Source organism: Marinomonas pontica (assembly GCF_036322735.1).
GTDB classification, from domain to species: domain Bacteria; phylum Pseudomonadota; class Gammaproteobacteria; order Pseudomonadales; family Marinomonadaceae; genus Marinomonas; species Marinomonas pontica.
Genome location: NZ_AP027271.1, coordinates 3,525,165 through 3,542,454 on the forward strand (window position 1 = coordinate 3,525,165; position 17,290 = coordinate 3,542,454).

General features: G+C 44.7%; 18 protein-coding genes. 4 read left to right on the plus strand and 14 right to left on the minus strand.

The annotated features are described in order from the left end of the window. Window positions 1–27: 27 nt before the first annotated feature. The 10 genes from AABA11_RS16560 to AABA11_RS16605 all read right to left on the minus strand — a co-directional run bounded on the left by AABA11_RS16560 (window position 28) and on the right by AABA11_RS16605 (window position 8,956). On the minus strand, window positions 28–564 hold the full coding sequence (locus AABA11_RS16560) for a F0F1 ATP synthase subunit delta (RefSeq protein WP_265727686.1): 537 nt from the start codon (window positions 562–564) through the stop codon (window positions 28–30). A gap of 11 nt (window positions 565–575) precedes the next feature. Next, the gene (locus tag AABA11_RS16565) at window positions 576–1,046 is read right to left on the minus strand and encodes a F0F1 ATP synthase subunit B (RefSeq protein ID WP_265727685.1); all 471 of its coding nucleotides are present in this window, start codon (window positions 1,044–1,046) and stop codon (window positions 576–578) included. 55 nt (window positions 1,047–1,101) lie between these two features. Next, window positions 1,102–1,359, minus strand: a complete 258-nt coding sequence (gene atpE / locus AABA11_RS16570) for a F0F1 ATP synthase subunit C (RefSeq protein ID WP_265219636.1) — start codon at window positions 1,357–1,359, stop codon at window positions 1,102–1,104. Between the two features lie 65 nt (window positions 1,360–1,424). Next, complete coding sequence (gene atpB, locus AABA11_RS16575; RefSeq protein ID WP_265727684.1) at window positions 1,425–2,246, minus strand: F0F1 ATP synthase subunit A; 822 nt, start codon at window positions 2,244–2,246, stop codon at window positions 1,425–1,427. Between the two features lie 51 nt (window positions 2,247–2,297). Further along, entirely contained in the window at window positions 2,298–2,645 is a 348-nt protein-coding gene (locus AABA11_RS16580; RefSeq protein WP_265727683.1) for an ATP synthase subunit I, read from the minus strand. Between the two features lie 220 nt (window positions 2,646–2,865). After that, window positions 2,866–3,750 carry a ParB/RepB/Spo0J family partition protein gene (locus AABA11_RS16585; protein ID WP_338269586.1) on the minus strand — a complete coding sequence of 295 codons (885 nt, stop codon included), beginning with the start codon at window positions 3,748–3,750 and terminating at the stop codon, window positions 2,866–2,868. A gap of 45 nt (window positions 3,751–3,795) precedes the next feature. Beyond that, complete coding sequence (locus AABA11_RS16590) at window positions 3,796–4,563, minus strand: ParA family protein (RefSeq protein ID WP_338269588.1); 768 nt, start codon at window positions 4,561–4,563, stop codon at window positions 3,796–3,798. 3 nt (window positions 4,564–4,566) lie between these two features. Beyond that, window positions 4,567–5,193 (minus strand): 16S rRNA (guanine(527)-N(7))-methyltransferase RsmG, encoded by a 627-nt coding sequence (rsmG, locus tag AABA11_RS16595; RefSeq protein WP_338269590.1) that lies wholly within the window; start codon window positions 5,191–5,193, stop codon window positions 4,567–4,569. A gap of 51 nt (window positions 5,194–5,244) precedes the next feature. After that, window positions 5,245–7,134, minus strand: a complete 1,890-nt coding sequence (gene mnmG, locus AABA11_RS16600; RefSeq protein ID WP_338269592.1) for a tRNA uridine-5-carboxymethylaminomethyl(34) synthesis enzyme MnmG — start codon at window positions 7,132–7,134, stop codon at window positions 5,245–5,247. 766 nt (window positions 7,135–7,900) lie between these two features. Beyond that, complete coding sequence (locus AABA11_RS16605; RefSeq protein WP_338269594.1) at window positions 7,901–8,956, minus strand: NAD(P)-dependent alcohol dehydrogenase; 1,056 nt, start codon at window positions 8,954–8,956, stop codon at window positions 7,901–7,903. Window positions 8,957–9,141: 185 nt separating this feature from the next. Here AABA11_RS16605 and AABA11_RS16610 point away from each other — a divergent pair, with 185 nt between their 5' ends. From AABA11_RS16610 to AABA11_RS16625, 4 genes are all read left to right on the plus strand, one after another. Further along, a complete protein-coding gene (locus tag AABA11_RS16610) occupies window positions 9,142–10,020 on the plus strand; it encodes an AraC family transcriptional regulator (protein WP_338269596.1) in 879 nt (292 codons plus the stop codon). 84 nt (window positions 10,021–10,104) lie between these two features. Then, the gene (acuR, locus tag AABA11_RS16615; protein WP_338269598.1) at window positions 10,105–10,773 is read left to right on the plus strand and encodes an acrylate utilization transcriptional regulator AcuR; all 669 of its coding nucleotides are present in this window, start codon (window positions 10,105–10,107) and stop codon (window positions 10,771–10,773) included. Between the two features lie 81 nt (window positions 10,774–10,854). Continuing rightward, on the plus strand, window positions 10,855–11,841 hold the full coding sequence (gene acuI, locus AABA11_RS16620; RefSeq protein WP_338269601.1) for an acrylyl-CoA reductase (NADPH): 987 nt from the start codon (window positions 10,855–10,857) through the stop codon (window positions 11,839–11,841). Between the two features lie 55 nt (window positions 11,842–11,896). Continuing rightward, window positions 11,897–13,054 (plus strand): glycerate kinase, encoded by a 1,158-nt coding sequence (locus AABA11_RS16625; protein ID WP_338269603.1) that lies wholly within the window; start codon window positions 11,897–11,899, stop codon window positions 13,052–13,054. Window positions 13,055–13,075: 21 nt separating this feature from the next. Here AABA11_RS16625 and mnmE read toward each other — a convergent pair whose 3' ends face one another. The 4 genes from mnmE to rpmH form a co-directional block, all read right to left on the minus strand. Continuing rightward, complete coding sequence (gene mnmE, locus AABA11_RS16630; protein WP_338269707.1) at window positions 13,076–14,455, minus strand: tRNA uridine-5-carboxymethylaminomethyl(34) synthesis GTPase MnmE; 1,380 nt, start codon at window positions 14,453–14,455, stop codon at window positions 13,076–13,078. Window positions 14,456–14,586: 131 nt separating this feature from the next. Then, the gene (yidC, locus tag AABA11_RS16635; protein WP_338269605.1) at window positions 14,587–16,242 is read right to left on the minus strand and encodes a membrane protein insertase YidC; all 1,656 of its coding nucleotides are present in this window, start codon (window positions 16,240–16,242) and stop codon (window positions 14,587–14,589) included. Window positions 16,243–16,336: 94 nt separating this feature from the next. Further along, window positions 16,337–16,735 (minus strand): ribonuclease P protein component, encoded by a 399-nt coding sequence (gene rnpA, locus AABA11_RS16640; RefSeq protein ID WP_338269606.1) that lies wholly within the window; start codon window positions 16,733–16,735, stop codon window positions 16,337–16,339. An 8-nt stretch (window positions 16,736–16,743) separates the two neighbouring features. Further along, window positions 16,744–16,878, minus strand: coding sequence for a 50S ribosomal protein L34 (gene rpmH / locus AABA11_RS16645; RefSeq protein WP_012072147.1), 135 nt, complete (start codon window positions 16,876–16,878; stop codon window positions 16,744–16,746). Window positions 16,879–17,290 lie beyond the last annotated feature (412 nt).

The following is a 17,290-nucleotide window of genomic DNA, read 5'->3' on the forward strand; positions in this document are numbered from 1 at the left end:
CAACCCTGGTTTCGATTTAACGAAACACTAGGAGTTTATCGCCTCGGCCAGTTTCGCTAATTTACCGCGTACTGAACCGTCGATGATTAAGTCACCTGTACGAATAACCACGCCACCGATTAGGCTTGCGTCTGTTTCACTGGTTAAGTTGACCGTACGATCCAACTTTTTCGCCAATGAAGCGGCTAATGCTTGTGTTTGTTCTGCTGTTAATTCGAAAGCAGACGTAAATTCAACATTTACGGCTTTTTCAAAATTCAGTTTGAACTGTAAAAATAACTCAGAAATCATAGGAAGAAGCGATAAACGCTTATTCACTGCAAGAGCAAGCAAAAATGCCTTGCCTTGTTCTGTAGCTACTTCTGCACAAACGTCCGCTAGAGCGTTTGCCTTCTCTTCCGCACTAAAAGCGGGATTTCCAAGTGCTTTCTCAAGCTTAGGCTCTACTGTAACAGCGGCCAATATGCTTAACATATCGGCCCACTCAGTAATATGGCCTTGCTCTCTAGCAACTTCGAAAACCGCTTTCGCGTACGGTCGCGCGACTGTTTTTAATTCAGCCATTAGACCCTCGCTTAAAGCTCTTTGGCGAGCTGTTCAACGATCTCGCTATGTGCTTTTTCGTCAATGGTGGCTCCCAAAATCTTCTCGGCGCCGGCAAATGCAAGAACGGAAACTTGAGCACGCAATGCTTCTTTAGCACGCATAACATCTTGTTCAATTTCTGCTTGAGCCGCTTCGCGCAGACGCTTGCCATCGGCAATCACCTGCTCTTTTGCCTCGTCGATCATTTGGTTCGCACGTTTGTTGGCTTGTTCAATAATCTCGGCCGCGTTATCTTTGCTTTCGCGTAGAATTTGAGAGGCTTGTTCTTGTGCCAACTCAAGATCACGTGAAGCGCGATTCGCTGCTTCCAAACCGTCTGCAATTTTCTTGCTACGCTCTTCGAGCGCAGCAATCACTGGTGGCCACACATACTTCATGCAGAACCAGACAAAAATCGCAAACGAGATAGCTTGGCCTATAAGTGTGAGATTCAAATTCACGCTAATACCCTCGCTCTAAGTCGTTTAAAAATCGTTTCTGTAACATTACAGAAAATTAACCAGCGACCTGAGCAACAAAAGGATTCGCGAAAGTGAAGAACAATGCGATACCTACACCGATCATTGTTACGGCGTCAAGAAGACCCGCTACGATGAACATTTTAACTTGCAGCATTGGAACCATTTCAGGTTGACGCGCAGCGCCTTCCAAGAATTTTCCACCCAAAATACCAAAACCAATCGCAGTACCTAGGGCACCTAGACCGATTAGAAGGGCTACAGCAATCGCAGTAAGACCAACTACAGTTTCCATTTTAACTCCTACATTTTCACAGTTTTAGATAAGGTTTAAATAATATTACTTTAAAGAACACACTTTTAGTGATCTTCGTGCGCCATACTCAAGTAGACGATAGTCAACATCATAAAGATGAAAGCTTGAAGCACGATGACCAAAATATGGAAGATTGCCCATGGCACAGACAGAGCCCATTGTAGACCCCACGGCAAAATAGCAATCAAAATAAAGATCAATTCACCAGCATACAAGTTACCAAATAGTCGTAATGCTAATGAAACAGGTTTCGCAAGCAGACCAACACCTTCAAGTAATAAGTTGAAAGGGATCATCCATTTGCCAAAAGGCTGTAACGTTAATTCACCAACAAAGCCGCTCACGCCTTTTACCTTGATGCTGTAATAAACAATCAAGATAAATACAGACAAAGACATACCTAAAGTGGCATTCAAGTCCGTTGTTGGAACTACTTTAAAGTAAGGAATACCCAGTAGTCCGGCTAGCGTCGGAAGAAAATCAACCGGTACTAAGTCCATCGTATTCATTAAGAATACCCAGACAAAAATAGTGAGTGCTAATGGTGCAATGACTTTATTTTTGCCATGGAAAGTTTCTTTGACGCTGCCGTCAACAAACTCAACCATCAACTCAACAAAGTTTTGCAATCCAGACGGTGTGTCAGCCGACACTTTTTTCGCTGCTTTACGGAACAACCATAAAAACAGGATACCCAATGCGATAGAAAAACCCATCGTATCAAGGTGAATCGCCCAGAACCCCATATCTGCTGCTTCTTTAGCACCGTGAGCAATGCCCCAACTGCCATCAGGATGTTGACCAAAGGTCAAATTCTGAAGGTGATGCTGTATATATTCAGAAGCTGTTGGATTTTCACTTGCCATATTTATATCCACGCTCTTTCAATGATTAAAACCTTATTTCCTTCGTACAACTTAATGCTTTAGTACGATAGGACTGAGCCAATGACTCAAAATTGCACAACCAAAGCCTGCAAAAAAAGCCCCTGCAGCCAATGGCTTTACCAGAAGAAAAACCAGCGACAGTAATACAGCTGTCATTGCTAATTTACCAGCTTCTCCTCGATAAAATGATCGAACAACCTCTTTGGCAGGTCGAGTTCCCCTATAACCAAAGATTCGCCAAGCCATATAAACGCTTGGCAGTATGCTGGTTAACGCTCCGAAAATAAAAGAGTACCCATACAGACCACCAGCAACGTAAAAAATTCCCAATGATATAAAAAGAGTCAGTAATAATTGTAAAAAAAGAAAACGAAACACAGCCTTCTTTTTCGCGCTAATGATGGCACTCGCGCTTAGTGGCTTGTTTGTCCCCATTTCCTCACTCTCTTTGCGCACTGTAAAAGTGCAATCAATGTGATCATTTACAAAATTCGAGGCATTATATGGGTTATGACGACTGTGTTCAACTTAAACCGAATAGCAGAAACAGTTTCCAGAGCTCTTATCTCGTTAGAAAAAGCACTTACTAGAAATTTTGTTAATTCCCAGCAAGCAACTCGCTGATCAGCAATTCTAGGTGTTCAGGGTTACGATACTCAATAACCAACTTGCCTTTCCCTTTAGCAGAAGGTTGTATTTTGACGGCGGCGTTGATTTTTTGGCTGATGCGTTCAGCCTCTGCACTCAAATCAGGCAGAGCGGGTTTACTGTCTTCGCTTTTTTCCGCTGCCTGGACATTTTTAGCCAATCTTTCCGTTTCGCGAACAGATAACGATTTGGTCACAACCTGTGATGCTGCTTGAATTTGCTTATCATGCTCTAGAGGCAATAGCGCGCGCGCGTGCCCCATTTCAATGTCACCATGCTCCAACAGACGACGAACTTCTGGTGTCAAACCCAACAAACGCAATAAATTCGCGACCGTCGAACGAGATTTCCCCACCGTGTCTGCCACTTCTTGTTGGGTAAGATGAAAATCTTCAACGAGACGTTGTAAAGCCAGTGCTTCCTCTACAGGGTTTAGATCTTCACGCTGAATGTTTTCAATCAGGGCTAACACCACAGCATCAGCGTCTTCAACATGTCGGATAATCACAGGGACTTGTGTTAAATCCGCTAACTTAGCCGCTCTCCAGCGACGCTCGCCGGCGATAATTTCATATTGATTGTGGCCATTTGGTCTCACCACAATAGGCTGCATGATGCCTTGTGTTCGGATAGAGGCCGCCAACTCTTCTAACTGGGCAGGGTTCATATCACGACGAGGTTGGAATTTACCTTTGGAAAGCCATTCCACAGGCAAATAAGTCAGGCCTTTAATCTGTTCATTATTAATACCGCCATCAGCCTGTTTTGCGGCCGCTGTTTGTGGTGCTAACAATGCATCTAAGCCACGACCTAGACCTCTTTTTTTCATCGTCATTTCATTAACCCTAATTGGTATTAAATTGCTTATGTAAAAACGTCATCACGCCACAGATTTGCGAATAAATTCACTGGCCAAAGCAAGGTAGGCCATGGCACCACGAGACTGTTTTTCATAATGTAAAACAGGTAAACCGTAGCTGGGTGATTCTGCCAAACGAATATTACGAGGAATCACCGTGTCGTATACTTTGTCACCAAAATGCTTGTGAAGCTGACTAGACACATCGTGCGTTAAACTAGGGCGAGGATCGTACATGGTACGCAAAATCCCTTCGACTTCTAACGCTGGGTTTAACGCTTGCGTAATGCGCTCAATGGTTTGTAGTAACGCTGTTAAGCCTTCTAATGCGTAATATTCACATTGAACAGGAATTAGAACACCTTGTGATGCGGCCAACGCATTCACAGTCAACATGTTTAAGGCTGGCGGACAATCCAATAAAATATAATCAAAGTCATTGTCGACTTCGTACAACCCCGCCCGTAAACGTGTTTCTTTACTGGGCAGATCAAGTAATACCACTTCCGCCCCGGTCAAATCACCATTTGCAGGCAAAACCCAGTACTCTCCGGGCATACTTTGCTTCATAACGTCTTTCACGCCATGAGAACCAATCAATACGTCATAAACACTGGTGTCTAATTCTTCTTTGGTGAAGCCACTTCCCGTTGTCGCATTTCCTTGCGGATCGAGGTCAATCAACAACACTCGACGCTTCATCGCGGCCAGCGATGCGGCTAAGTTGACGCAGGTGGTTGTTTTGCCAACACCACCTTTTTGGTTGGTTACTGCAATGATTTTTGCCATGCTTTATCCTTTACGCGTCATCACTACCATGTGACGCTCCGCCTGAACACTTGGCACATTAAGAGGTTCTACTGACACCAACTCGACCTCTTTAGGTAGCGCCGTAATTTCTTCACTAGGATAAACCCCTTTCATGGCCAAAAAGTTACCTGTGTCTTTAGGAAGAGGCAACGTCCAATTGATCATATCTTGCAAAGAAGCGAAAGCTCGAGAAATCACATGGTCGTAAGTCCCTTGAAAGGCATGTTTTTCAACACGCTCATTTGCAACGGTTACGTTCTGAATACCAAGCTCCATTTTAACCTGAGTCAGAAAGCGAGTTTTTTTGCCATTACTGTCTAGTAAAGTAAACTGTTTTTCTGGGTAACATATAGCAAGCACCATACCAGGTAGGCCAGGTCCAGTACCTACGTCGATGATGTTATCGCCCTTAATGAAAGGTAACGTCGCCAAACTGTCCAACAAATGCAATGAGATCATTTGCTCAACATCTCGAATCGCGGTTAGGTTGTAAGCCTTATTCCACTTTTCTAGCATGGCTAAATAGTTAACAAGAGTCTGAATGGTTTCATCAGATAAAGAAGCGCCCATTTGTTGGGCGCCTTTTTGAATAGTGTCAAAGTGTGTCACAGTCGATCCATTTCTATAAAGATAGTAATCAAGGATTATCGGCTGATGATTCTAGGCACTTTTGCGTGCAATCGCACGTTTTTTCAAATGAATTAAGAGTAAGGACACGGCAGCCGGTGTCACACCTTGAATGCGAGAGGCCGCTGCAAGCGTGGCGGGGCGCAACTGAGTTAACTTTTGTTTGATCTCATTTGATAAGCCTTCCATCTTGGAATAATCCAAATCCGCTGGTAATTCTGTGTTTTCTTGTCGACGTAGACGCTCAATGTCTTCCGCTTGACGAGAAATGTACCCAGCGTATTTTACCGCGATTTGAACTTGTTCAGAAACTTGTTCATCAACAGGTTCTTCAAGCGCGTTTTTCAAATTCGCTACATCGGAATACACAATATTCGGACGTTTCAGCAAATCCAACAAACTGTACTCGTGAGTAATCGGTGTTTCTAATTTAGGATTGATGCTTTCCGCTTCTGGCGTATTTGGCACAATCCAACTGGATTTAAGCCGCTGAGTTTCCATCTCAATGGCTTCGCGTTTTTTGCAGAAAGCCGCCCAACGTTCATCAGAAACCAAACCAAGTTCACGGCCTTTTTCTGTTAAACGCATGTCGGCGTTGTCTTCACGCAAAATCAAACGATACTCGGCACGACTAGTAAACATACGGTACGGTTCTTTCGTCCCCATACTGATCAAATCATCAACCAGCACTCCCAGATACGCTTCGTCACGACGAGGTGTCCAAGCGTCTTTGTCTTGTGCAAGCAAAGCCGCGTTTAGACCAGCCAACAAGCCTTGTGCGCCTGCTTCTTCGTAGCCCGTTGTGCCGTTAATTTGTCCAGCAAAGAACAAACCAGGCATGTGTTTGGTTTCCAGTGAATACTTCAAATCTTGCGGATTAAAATAGTCGTATTCAATCGCATAACCCGGACGAATAATGTGCGCGTTTTCCATGCCTTTCATCGAACGAACTAACTCAATTTGCACATCAAATGGCAAAGAAGTGGAAATGCCATTTGGGTACAATTCGTGTGTGGTTAACCCTTCTGGCTCGATAAAGATCTGATGGGAGTTTTTATCGGCAAATCGCACGATTTTGTCTTCAATGGACGGGCAATAACGTGGGCCAACCCCTTCAATCACCCCTGTGTACATAGGAGATCGATCCATACCAGAACGAATAATGTCATGGGTGCGTTCATTCGTATGCGTAATGAAACACTCAATTTGACGAGGGTGCATAGAACGATTGCCCATGTAAGACATAACAGGGTCGATGTCATCACCCGGTTGCGCTTGCATTTGAGAGAAATCGACCGTTCGAGCATCTATTCGAGGCGGTGTGCCGGTTTTCAAACGATCTACTCGGAACGGCAGCGCGCGCAACTTTTGAGCCAAGCCAATAGACGGCGGATCTCCAGCACGACCACCAGCGTGGTTTTGTAAGCCGACGTGAATAACACCGCCCAAAAAAGTTCCCGCTGTTAACACCACTGTTTTGCTGTTGAAACGAATGCCTGTTTGAGTAACCACACCACGTGCAGCACCGTTTTCAACAATCAAATCTTCCGCAGACTGTTGAAACAACCATAAGTTTTCTTGGTTCTCTAATTGATAACGAATGGCGGCTTTATAAAGAATTCGGTCAGCTTGTGCTCTGGTTGCACGAACTGCTGGTCCTTTACGGGAGTTTAATGTGCGAAATTGAATGCCTGCTTTATCGGTAGCCAACGCCATTGCGCCGTCTAAAGCATCAATCTCTTTTACCAAATGGGATTTCCCTATACCACCAATGGCAGGATTACAGGACATTTGTCCTAACGTTTCAATGTTGTGGGAAAGCAATAACGTTTTAACGCCCATGCGTGCTGAAGCTAACGCTGCTTCTGTACCAGCGTGTCCGCCACCAACCACAATCACATCAAAACAACTTGGGAAATCCACTGGAACCTCGGTATTACTAATCAATAGAAATGAATAAAAAACGAACAATTTTCGATAAGGGCGCCTAGTATATCGGCTAATTTGGAAAAAGAAAGCGACGAAACGTAGATCCCCCCGGTCATCAATATTAAATAAAGTATTATATAGGTATGTCTTTTTATGTTTGTTATGTCTATATAGGAGGCAAAAATCTGTTTATAAACATAAAAAAACGCTATTTATCATTAGTTTATGTTGATAACAACATGTTAGAAACCGCCTTATTATCCTGTTATGTGGATAACCTATACCTGTGTATAAGGTGGTGAGTTATACAGAGCGGTTTTTTAAGTGTCGAGTTGTTAAAAACTGTGCAAAACTTTTTATCCACCTATCACCATACTTATCAACAGTGCTTTTGTATTGTTTTTATAAACATAAGAAATTGTTTTATAAAGATTTTATTTCGATTTCAACAACAAAAACGCCCATTTTTTCGGATAAACAATCCACAAGTAAAAAAATAAAAAAATGCTTTTTTTATTTTCTCTATGGTCAGTGTGTGAATAATTGACGCTTTCATTTTGGCATTAAAGATAGTGGATAAATCGAGAAAATGCTGATTGTGAGTAACTTTGTGAGGAAAATGAGCGTTGAAATAGACTGTTTCGATCATGGTTTCATAGGGTCAAGTCGTAACTTGAAAGCAGCCCGAAAGCAAAAAAACGAAGGCAAAAAAAAGCGCCCTCACTGGGGCGCTTTTAGTCAGTGTGTTAACATGACAATGTTACTCTGCCTTTAAACTCTTCATATCAATGATAAAGCGATATTTCACATCGCCTTTTTTCATGCGCTGATACGCTTCATTAATGTCTTGGATGTTGATCATCTCAGCATCACATTCAATATTGTGTTCTGCACAGAAATCCAGCACTTCTTGTGTTTCTGCGATTCCACCAATCAATGACCCCGTTAGCACACGACGTTTCATAACCAAATTAGCAGAATGCGGAGCAGGTTCCATGGGTTCTACTAAACCGACAAGAATGTGCGTACCGTCTACTTTTAAGCAATTTAAATAAGGGTTCAAATCGTGTTGAACTGGGATGGTGTCCAATAAGTAGTCAAAAGACATGGCTGCGGCCTGCATTTGCGCTTCATCGGTCGATACGATCACATGATCGGCACCTTGTTTTTTCGCTTCCGCAATTTTGCTTTCTGAACGAGTGAAGATGGTGACTTCGGCCCCTAATGCTTTCGCAAACTTCACGCCCATGTGGCCAAGTCCGCCCATGCCAAGGACACCGACTTTATCACCGGCTTTGACGCCATTATGACGCAAGGGAGAATATGTGGTGATACCGGCACACAATAAAGGCGCGGCTTTACTTACGTCTAATGCTTCAGGGATAGACAGCACAAATTCTTCACGAACCACAATGTGATCTGAGTAACCGCCATACGTTAGGCTGCCATCGATAAGATCATGAAATCCATAAGTACCAACAAAGCCATTATCGCAATATTGCTCTAAGCTTTCGGCGCAATGGGCACAATGTTGACAAGAATCGACCATGCAGCCCACACCGACAATATCACCCACTTTATATTTGCTTACTTTGCTACCAACCTCAGTAACACGACCAACAATTTCGTGGCCTGGAACCACTGGGTATTCACTTGATCCCCAGTCACTTTCTGCCACATGAATGTCTGAGTGACACACTCCACAATACAAAATATCGATATTCACATCGTTATCACGCAGAGCACGACGCTCAAAAGAAAAAGGGGCTAATGGTGTGGTGGCTGATCTTGCCGCGTAGGCTTTTGCTTGACTCATCGTCTTTGCTCCAATTAATAGAGAATGAAATAGTGATGAGCAGTCTAGACGAGTTTTTCTTTTATTGTGTTGTGCATTCTTATTGTTGTTTTGCCTATTTCTCCAATTTCTAAAAACTTAACTTTTCCTACACAATATTGAATGGATAATACAAGTCATGATTTTTAAAGCGAAAGGGCTTAAACATGAATAATAAAAAGCTAGTGGATTTGATCAAAACTCTGGCTATAGAAGAAGGTTTCTCAGAAACCTCTATTGCGAATGTGCGATTAATGAAATGCTCCAAATCGCTTCCAAGAATGCCGCTGATGTATCGCCCTGGACTTACCATCATCGCGCAAGGTCAAAAAATTGGCTATTTAGGTGATCGCGAAATTCATTACAACTCCGGGCATTATCTGGTGCAATCCCTACCTTTACCCTTTGAATGCGAAACCTTCGCGAGCCAAGACGGACCACTGCTCGGTGTTTCTATTGACCTAGATCCTGCGGTATTAATGGAATTAGTGACGGGCTTTCAAGACGACGGCGACGTTATCCATTCTACTTACTCCTCGATGTCGGCAGTGCCGATGAGCGATGACATGGAAGGCGCGTTAATTCGACTCATTCAGGCGTTGTATGACCCAAAAACCGCCAAATTAATGGGACAAGGACGGGTAAGAGAGGTTATTTTTGCGGCTTTACAAAGCCCAGAAGCCACCGCCTTAAAAACGCTAGTGATGAACCAAGGTCGATTTTCTCGTATTTCATACGCCATTTCTGGAATGCACCAGCAACTGGATCAAGAAGTACGAGTTGAGCAGCTGGCAGACGACGCCAACATGAGCGTGTCCAGTTTCCATCACCATTTTAAAGAAATCACAGGGTCCTCACCGGTGCAGTATTTAAAGCGATTACGACTGCTAAAGGCGCAAATGCTGCTTAATCAGAGGCTTAAAAACGTCAGTCAAATCGCGCTAGAAGTGGGTTATAAAAGCGTGCATCAGTTTAGCCGAGATTATAAACGCTATTTTGGGGTGTCTCCGACACAAGAAAAGCGGCATGAAGGCGCGGTTGTGTAAGTATTGATAGACGATAATTGATTTTTTTAGACGACTGGTCTAAATTATTCTTTCGTATGTCAAAAAGCCAAAGTGTGACTCGTAATGAAGTGTGTGGATGAACAACCCGTTTTAATGGATCAATCCAGTAAGCCACGTCGTGGGCGGCCTAAAAAATCTTCTCTGGAGTCCCTCGATACCCGTGAATTACTGCTTCGAGCAGGCATGAAAATACTCACCGAGACGGGTTTCGTACGCAGTGGTATTGACCCCATTTTAAAATCTGTTGGCGTTCCGAAGGGCTCCTTTTATCACTATTTTTCCAGTAAAGAAGCCTTTGGATTGGCGGTTCTAGCGCGATATCGGCGTTATTTCGAAGCAAAATTAGACAGTTTTTTATTAGACGATGCTTTTTCGCCGTTAGAGCGTTTACAGTGTTTTGCTCAAGATGCGCAAGATGGCATTGTTCGACACGATTTTAAACGAGGTTGTTTAGTAGGCAATCTAGAGCAAGAATCTAACCTGCTTTCTGAAGTATTTCGAGAGCAACTTCAGGCGACTTACCACAGCTGGCAAACACGCGTAGCCACGTGTTTGCTAGACAGTCAAAAACACGGTGAAATTGACACAAAAGTAAGCATTTCAGAGTTGTCCTACGCTTTTTGGATGGGATGGGAAGGCGCGGTTCATCGTTCAAGGTTAATGAAAAGCACGCAACCATTAAGCCTGTTCATGATGTTTTTTATCCAAGCGATTCAAGTAAAGGCAGAGTAAAGGCAAAAGCCAAGCAGTACGCTTGGTTTTTAGGTTTTTTATCCGTTATAAATAGACGATCGGTCTAAAATTGGAGAAGGTATGTTTAAGGGTGTGTTCATTACTCAGAAAGACAAAAAAAGTGTGGCATCAGTGGTTGAACTTAATGACGATCAGTTACCCGAAGGGGATGTATTGGTTGAAGTTCATTACAGCACGCTAAATTACAAAGATGGCTTAGCCATCACTGGCAAGTCCCCTGTTGTGCGTTCTTTTCCCATGGTGCCGGGCATAGATTTAGTGGGTAAGGTCTTACAAAGTGACTCTGAACGATTTTCTGAAGGTGATTTTGTCATACTGAACGGCTTTGGGGTTGGCGAAATGCATTGGGGCGGCTTAGCTGAAAAAGCGCGGCTTAAAAGCGACTGGCTTATTCCGCTTCCGAAAGGTATAGACGCTAAACAGTCTATGGCAATAGGTACAGCGGGTTACACCGCCATGCTGTCGGTTTTAGCGCTTGAAAAACAAGGCGTTACACCTGGTTCTGGCGAAATCCTTGTAACGGGAGCCAACGGTGGTGTCGGCAGCTTTGCTATTCGCTTATTAAATCGCCTTGGTTATCAGGTCGTCGCTTCTACTGGACGAATGGCGGAAAGCGATTATTTGAAAAATCTGGGTGCGAGCGACATCATCGATCGAAACACACTGTCTGAGCCAGGTAAACCCTTACAAAAAGAGCGTTGGGCTGGCGTTATCGACTGCGTCGGAAGCCACACTTTAGCCAACGCTTGCGCAAGCACAAAATACGGCGGCGTAGTAACCGCTTGTGGCTTAGCGCAAGGCATGGACTTCCCTGCTTCCGTCGCCCCATTCATTTTGCGTGGCGTCAAACTCATTGGCATTGACAGCGTTATGCGACCATTAACGGATCGTATTGAAGCATGGCAACGCTTAAGCGAACTGCTGCAAGCTGAAGACGTTGATAGCATGAGCGACGAAATTGGCTTGGAAGACGTCGTAGATACGGCCTATAAATTGCTTGATGGAAAGATACGTGGTCGAGTGGTGGTTAAGGTAAAGGCTCAATAACCTATTTTACTACTTGATCGATGATGACCTATTTTACCTGCAGCAAGGATTGACTATGAAGATTGTGATTGCTCCCGATTCCTTTAAAGAAAGTTTGACCGCGCTTGATGTTGCGAATGCGATTGAGACGGGCTTTCGTCAGGTATTTCCTCACGCGGAATACCTTAAAGTTCCGATGGCGGATGGGGGGGAAGGAACAGTGCAATCCATGGTGGATGCGACTCAAGGTCATTTTATTGACCTTGAAGTAACTGGGCCGTTGGGCAATAGAGTCATGGCGCAATACGGCATTTTGGGGGCGGTAGATGGCCAAGAGCCGACCACCGCGGTGATCGAAATGGCGTCTGCTTCAGGCCTTCATCTGGTGCCGCGAGAGCAGCGAGATCCTCGTTATACCACAAGCTTCGGAACGGGTGAGCTGATAAAAGACGCTCTTAACCGAGGCATTAAATACATTATTCTTGGTTTAGGTGGCAGTGCAACCAATGACGCTGGCGTTGGTCTGGCACAAGCATTGGGCATTCAATTCCTAGACGAAAATCATCAAGAACTGCCCTTTGGCGGCATGGCGCTCGCACAATTGAGTCACGTTGATGCAAGCCAAGCGCACCCTCTTCTATCCGAATGCCGCTTCGATGTCGCTTGTGACGTGGATAATCCGTTATGTGGTGAACGTGGTGCTTCGGCTATTTTTGGTCCACAAAAAGGCGCTACGCCAGAAATGGTTTCCTTGTTAGATAAAACGCTCGAGCACTTTGCGGATGTCTTGGTGCAAAGCGGTTTTGCGGATCACCGACTGGACGCTGGCGCTGGTGCGGCGGGTGGCATGGGACTGGGGGCGAAAGTCTTTCTTAGTGCGATGTTAAAACCCGGTATTGAGATTGTTATAGAGACAGTTGGCTTAGCAAGTTCACTACAGGGTGCAGATTTGGTGATTACCGGTGAAGGTCGGATCGATGGCCAAACGGTCTTTGGCAAAACGCCCATGGGCGTACTAAAACAAGCCAATGAAAATGGGGTTCCAGCCATTGGCATTGCTGGCAGTTTAGGGAAAGACGCCGAAGCCATTTTAGCGCACGGTATGTTGGCGATATTCCCTATTATTCCGGCGCTAGATAGCTTGGATAACGTCTTAACACAAGGCGAGCAAAACCTCATCACCACCGCTCGTAACGTGGCGGCGGCGATTAAGTTGGGACAAGGGTTGCACTGAAATCAGCCCTTATTTCAGTGATTACTTACCAATACAAAACGAGCCAAAGATGCGGCCTAGCAAGTCGTCGCTGGTGAAGGCGCCGGTGATTTCGCTAAGGGCTTGTTGGGCTTCTTTTAAATCTTCAGCGAGCAATTCCCCTGCGCCGTAACCGTGAAGTTGCTCGTTACCTGCGTCTAAAAAGCGGTTGGCTTTGTTAAGCGCTTCGATATGACGACGACGAGCGATAAATCCTCCTTCAGTCGTGCTATCGAAGCCCATGACGGCTTTTAGGTGTTCAGTTAAATCAGTAACGCCCTCGCCTGTTTTTGCCGATAGAGAGACAACAGGAACGCCTGAGACCATTTCAATACCCGTGCCTTCTTTGGTTAAGTCGACTTTGTTACGCACCAATGTTAGGTGTTTGGTGTCGCCGAGTTTTTCCATAAATTCTGGCCAGATTTCGCTTGGATCTTTTGAATCAATAGATTGGCTATCAACCATCATTAGAATGCGATCGGCTTTGCTGATTTCGTCCCAGGCGCGCTGAATACCAATGCGCTCTACTTCGTCTGGGCTGTCACGCAAGCCTGCTGTATCGATAATGTGCAGCGGCATGCCGTCAAGGTGGATATGCTCGCGCAACACGTCTCGTGTCGTGCCTTCTATGTTGGTGACGATAGCCGATTCTTTGCCAGACAAGGCGTTTAACAAGCTGGATTTACCGGCATTCGGACGCCCTGCTATCACCACATTCATGCCTTCGCGGATCAAGGCGCCTTGGTTGGCTTCTTTGAGTACTTCTGCCAGTTTCGTTTGAATGCCAGCCAGTTCTGCCGCGACTTTGCCGTCACCGATGAAGTCGATTTCTTCTTCTGGAAAATCAATCGCCGCTTCCACGTAAATGCGTAAATGAATCAAGGCTTCGACCAGTTCGTCAACGCGTTTTGAAAAAGCCCCTTGCAAAGAACGTAACGCGCATTTAGCGGCTTGTTCTGAGGTGCTGTCGATCAAGTCAGCAATAGCTTCCGCTTGGGTTAAGTCCATTTTGTCGTTCATAAAAGCGCGTTCGGAAAACTCGCCTGGGCGGGCTAAACGTGCCCCAAGAGCGACACAATGACTCAGTAGCATGTCCATAATGACGGGACCGCCGTGTCCTTGTAGTTCAAAGACGTCTTCGCCAGTGAAGGAGTTTGGTCCCGGAAAATACAAGGCGATGCCTTCATCCAGTTGTTCTTGATTCGTGGTTTTGAACGGCACGTAATGGGCATAACGAGGTTTCGGTTCAAAGCCGACTATTTGTTTGGCGATGGTAAGACTTTTTGGACCCGATAAACGAATGATCCCTACGCCACCTCGGCCAGGAGCGGTGGCTTGTGCGGCAATCGTGTCTTGGTCTGTGGCGTATTGGAAATCGGTCATAATCAAACTCTGTGCGGTAAAAATGGAAGCAAGGTTGCCATTGTCCGTTAGCACGTCAAGCATGGCAATCTAAACGTAAAAAAGGCCTCCCATTGGGAAGCCTTTTTAATCGAATCATTAGCCGTTTAGTATCAGGCTTCTTTTTCGATGCGTTTGGTAATTACATACTGTTGTAAGATAGACAACGTATTGTTTGTTACCCAGTAAAGAACTAGACCCGCTGGGAACCATAGGAAGAAGACAGAGAATGCAACAGGCATGATCTTCATGATTCGAGCTTGCATTGGATCTGGTGGCGTTGGGTTGAGTGACTGCTGAACAAACATACTAATACCCATCAAAATTGGCAGGATAAAGAATGGGTCCATTACAGATAGATCGTTAATCCATAGGAAGAAAGGCGCGTGGCGCAATTCGACAGATTCCATCAATACCCAGTACAACGAAAGGAAAACAGGCATCTGAACCAAGATAGGCAAACAACCACCCAGAGGGTTAATTTTTTCTTTCTTGTAAAGCGCCATCATTTCTTGCGACATTTTCTGACGGTCATCACCATACTTTTCTTTCAGTTTGGCAATTTCTGGTCCGAACTTACGCATTTTCGCCATAGAACGGTAGCTTGTCGCTGACAACTTGAAGAAAACGGCTTTTACACAGACTACGACCAAGATAATCGCGATGCCCCAGTTGATAACAAATGACTGGATCAAGGTCAGCAACCAAAACAGTGGCTTAGCCAACCACCACAACCAGCCGTAATCCACTGTTAGATCAAGGTTTGCTGCCGTGCTTTCTAGGTGGTCTTGTAGTTTCGGACCTACGTAGAATGTCGAACTCAGAGTGCCTTGTTTACCTGGTGCAATCTCCACTGGCGTGCCAGTGAAACCGATGATGTTAAAGTCACCGTTGGTACGTGCTTGCAAAGTGACTTTTTGACCTTGCTCTGGAACCCAAGCAGACACAAAATAGTGCTGAAGTACCGCAACCCAACCTTGAGTGGTGGTTGTTTTAACTGGCTCCTCTTTCATATCAGAGAAAGACACTTTGCTGTATTTCGTTTGCTCGTCAGAAATGGCGCCACCTAGGTAAGGCTGTAAGCCCATGCTGGTGGCTTGACTTGGATCTGGCGTGTTATCACGTTTGATCTGAGCAAAGAGATTACCGCGCCAAGTGTTTGATGACGTATTGTCTACGGTGATCAATTGGCGAATACGGTATTTGCCTTTCATGAAGCGGAAAGTCTTGGTGTATTTCACGCCATTTGCGTCGGTGTAGTACAGATTCACATCAAGAGAATCTTCACCTTCTGCTAGCGTATAAGCCGCTTTTTCAGACTGATAAACAGGACGGCCTTCAGGAGAAGCGTCTGGGCCATTTTGGCCGACCAAACCACTTTGCGTCACATAAGTGCGCTCGGTGCCATCTTCTAAGATGACGAATGGGTCTGGCTTGCCTAATTCTTTTTTGTATTGAAGAAGCGCCGCTTCAACCAAGTCGCCACCGACTGGATTGATGGCAACACGAAGGGTATCGGTTGTTACTTCAATCAATTTTCCAGGTGCGATTTGCTTCGCATTTTGTGGAATTTCGGCATTGGCATCGGTTGTGCTTTGAGTTGCCATTGGCAAATCATCGCTCATTTGAGAGTTTGTCTCAGATTGAGACTGAGTGCTTTGAGCTACGCTTTGAGTGGACTGAGGACCATAATCTTGGCTCCACTGTAAGAACAGTAGGTAGCCACTGATAAAAAGCGCACCCCATAAAAAGTAACGTCTGAAATCCATGGTATTCAACTAATTTGTTTGGTTGGACAATAGGTTCACAGAACCCTTATAAAAATCACGCGCTATTAAACCAGCCTTTGGCAGTTTTTTCAGCCTATTTCTGTCTAGATTGATCGCGTTTTTTATTTTGAGCGGGTTTTTGGGCTTTTTTTGCCAGTTGACTCCATGCTTTTTCAAGTCTGGAGTGCAAATCGTCGTTTTCCAGCTCTTTGATGCCTTGTCTTGCTAAAAAGACAATGTCGAGACCAGAAAGGGGGATTTTGTGGTGACGAAAGGAATCACGCACCAAGCGTTTGATACGATTCCTGCCTACCGCGCGTTTATCCGTTTTCTTGGACACAATAAGACCCAACCGAGCTTGGTCGTCATCTCGTTTTCGTGCCAATAAAAGGAATTCGCCTGCGAAGACTTTGGAGGAAGTGTCGTTAAAGACGGATTGATAATCCCCGGCATTCAGAAGTCTGACATGCCGAGGAAAACAATAATCGGTCATCAGCGGGATTATGCGCTTAGAACCTTGCGGCCGCGAGCACGACGACGAGCGATAACTTGACGTCCGCCTTTAGTAGCCATACGAGCACGGAAACCGTGGTTACGTTTGCGTTTTAGAACGCTAGGTTGGAAAGTTCTTTTCATCTTAATTCTCTCACTGAATGCAGTGTTTGAGTTTTGAGGGTTAGCGGTCGCCAAGCCTCTACATTTGATTGGTCAAATCAGGGCGCGGATTTTAGAGCCTTTCCTCAGTAAATTCAATGCTTAGCACAGGCAAATTAGTAAATAAATAGTGATACAAACCATTAAATACTTACACACAGACTTCTACTGGCTTAGTGGATAAAGAAAATTTAGAAAATAGTCTTTATCCACAGATGGTTTTTATTGTTTCATTATGTGTATAAAAATCAAAATGTTAAAAAAATTTTACGTTGTGAATAATATTATCATAACGGGATTTGTATATGTGTATAACTTGTTCTTTTATGCACATCTGAAAAAGGTTATCTACCGCTGTGTATAACCTGCCATGTTATTAACATTTGTGAGTTTT

Bases quoted from the DNA above. Each gene is read 5' to 3' on its own strand.
- AABA11_RS16560 (WP_265727686.1), bottom strand. From the start codon at position 564: ATGGCTGAATTAAAAACAGTCGCGCGACCGTACGCGAAAGCGGTTTTC.
- atpE (WP_265219636.1), bottom strand. From the start codon at position 1,359: ATGGAAACTGTAGTTGGTCTTACTGCGATTGCTGTAGCCCTTCTAATC.
- atpB (WP_265727684.1), bottom strand. From the start codon at position 2,246: ATGGCAAGTGAAAATCCAACAGCTTCTGAATATATACAGCATCACCTT.
- AABA11_RS16585 (WP_338269586.1), bottom strand. From the start codon at position 3,750: ATGACGATGAAAAAAAGAGGTCTAGGTCGTGGCTTAGATGCATTGTTA.
- AABA11_RS16590 (WP_338269588.1), bottom strand. From the start codon at position 4,563: ATGGCAAAAATCATTGCAGTAACCAACCAAAAAGGTGGTGTTGGCAAA.
- AABA11_RS16605 (WP_338269594.1), bottom strand. From the start codon at position 8,956: ATGAGTCAAGCAAAAGCCTACGCGGCAAGATCAGCCACCACACCATTA.
- AABA11_RS16610 (WP_338269596.1), top strand. From the start codon at position 9,142: ATGAATAATAAAAAGCTAGTGGATTTGATCAAAACTCTGGCTATAGAA.
- acuR (WP_338269598.1), top strand. From the start codon at position 10,105: ATGAAGTGTGTGGATGAACAACCCGTTTTAATGGATCAATCCAGTAAG.
- acuI (WP_338269601.1), top strand. From the start codon at position 10,855: ATGTTTAAGGGTGTGTTCATTACTCAGAAAGACAAAAAAAGTGTGGCA.
- AABA11_RS16625 (WP_338269603.1), top strand. From the start codon at position 11,897: ATGAAGATTGTGATTGCTCCCGATTCCTTTAAAGAAAGTTTGACCGCG.
- mnmE (WP_338269707.1), bottom strand. From the start codon at position 14,455: ATGACCGATTTCCAATACGCCACAGACCAAGACACGATTGCCGCACAA.
- yidC (WP_338269605.1), bottom strand. From the start codon at position 16,242: ATGGATTTCAGACGTTACTTTTTATGGGGTGCGCTTTTTATCAGTGGC.
- rnpA (WP_338269606.1), bottom strand. From the start codon at position 16,735: ATGACCGATTATTGTTTTCCTCGGCATGTCAGACTTCTGAATGCCGGG.
- rpmH (WP_012072147.1), bottom strand. From the start codon at position 16,878: ATGAAAAGAACTTTCCAACCTAGCGTTCTAAAACGCAAACGTAACCAC.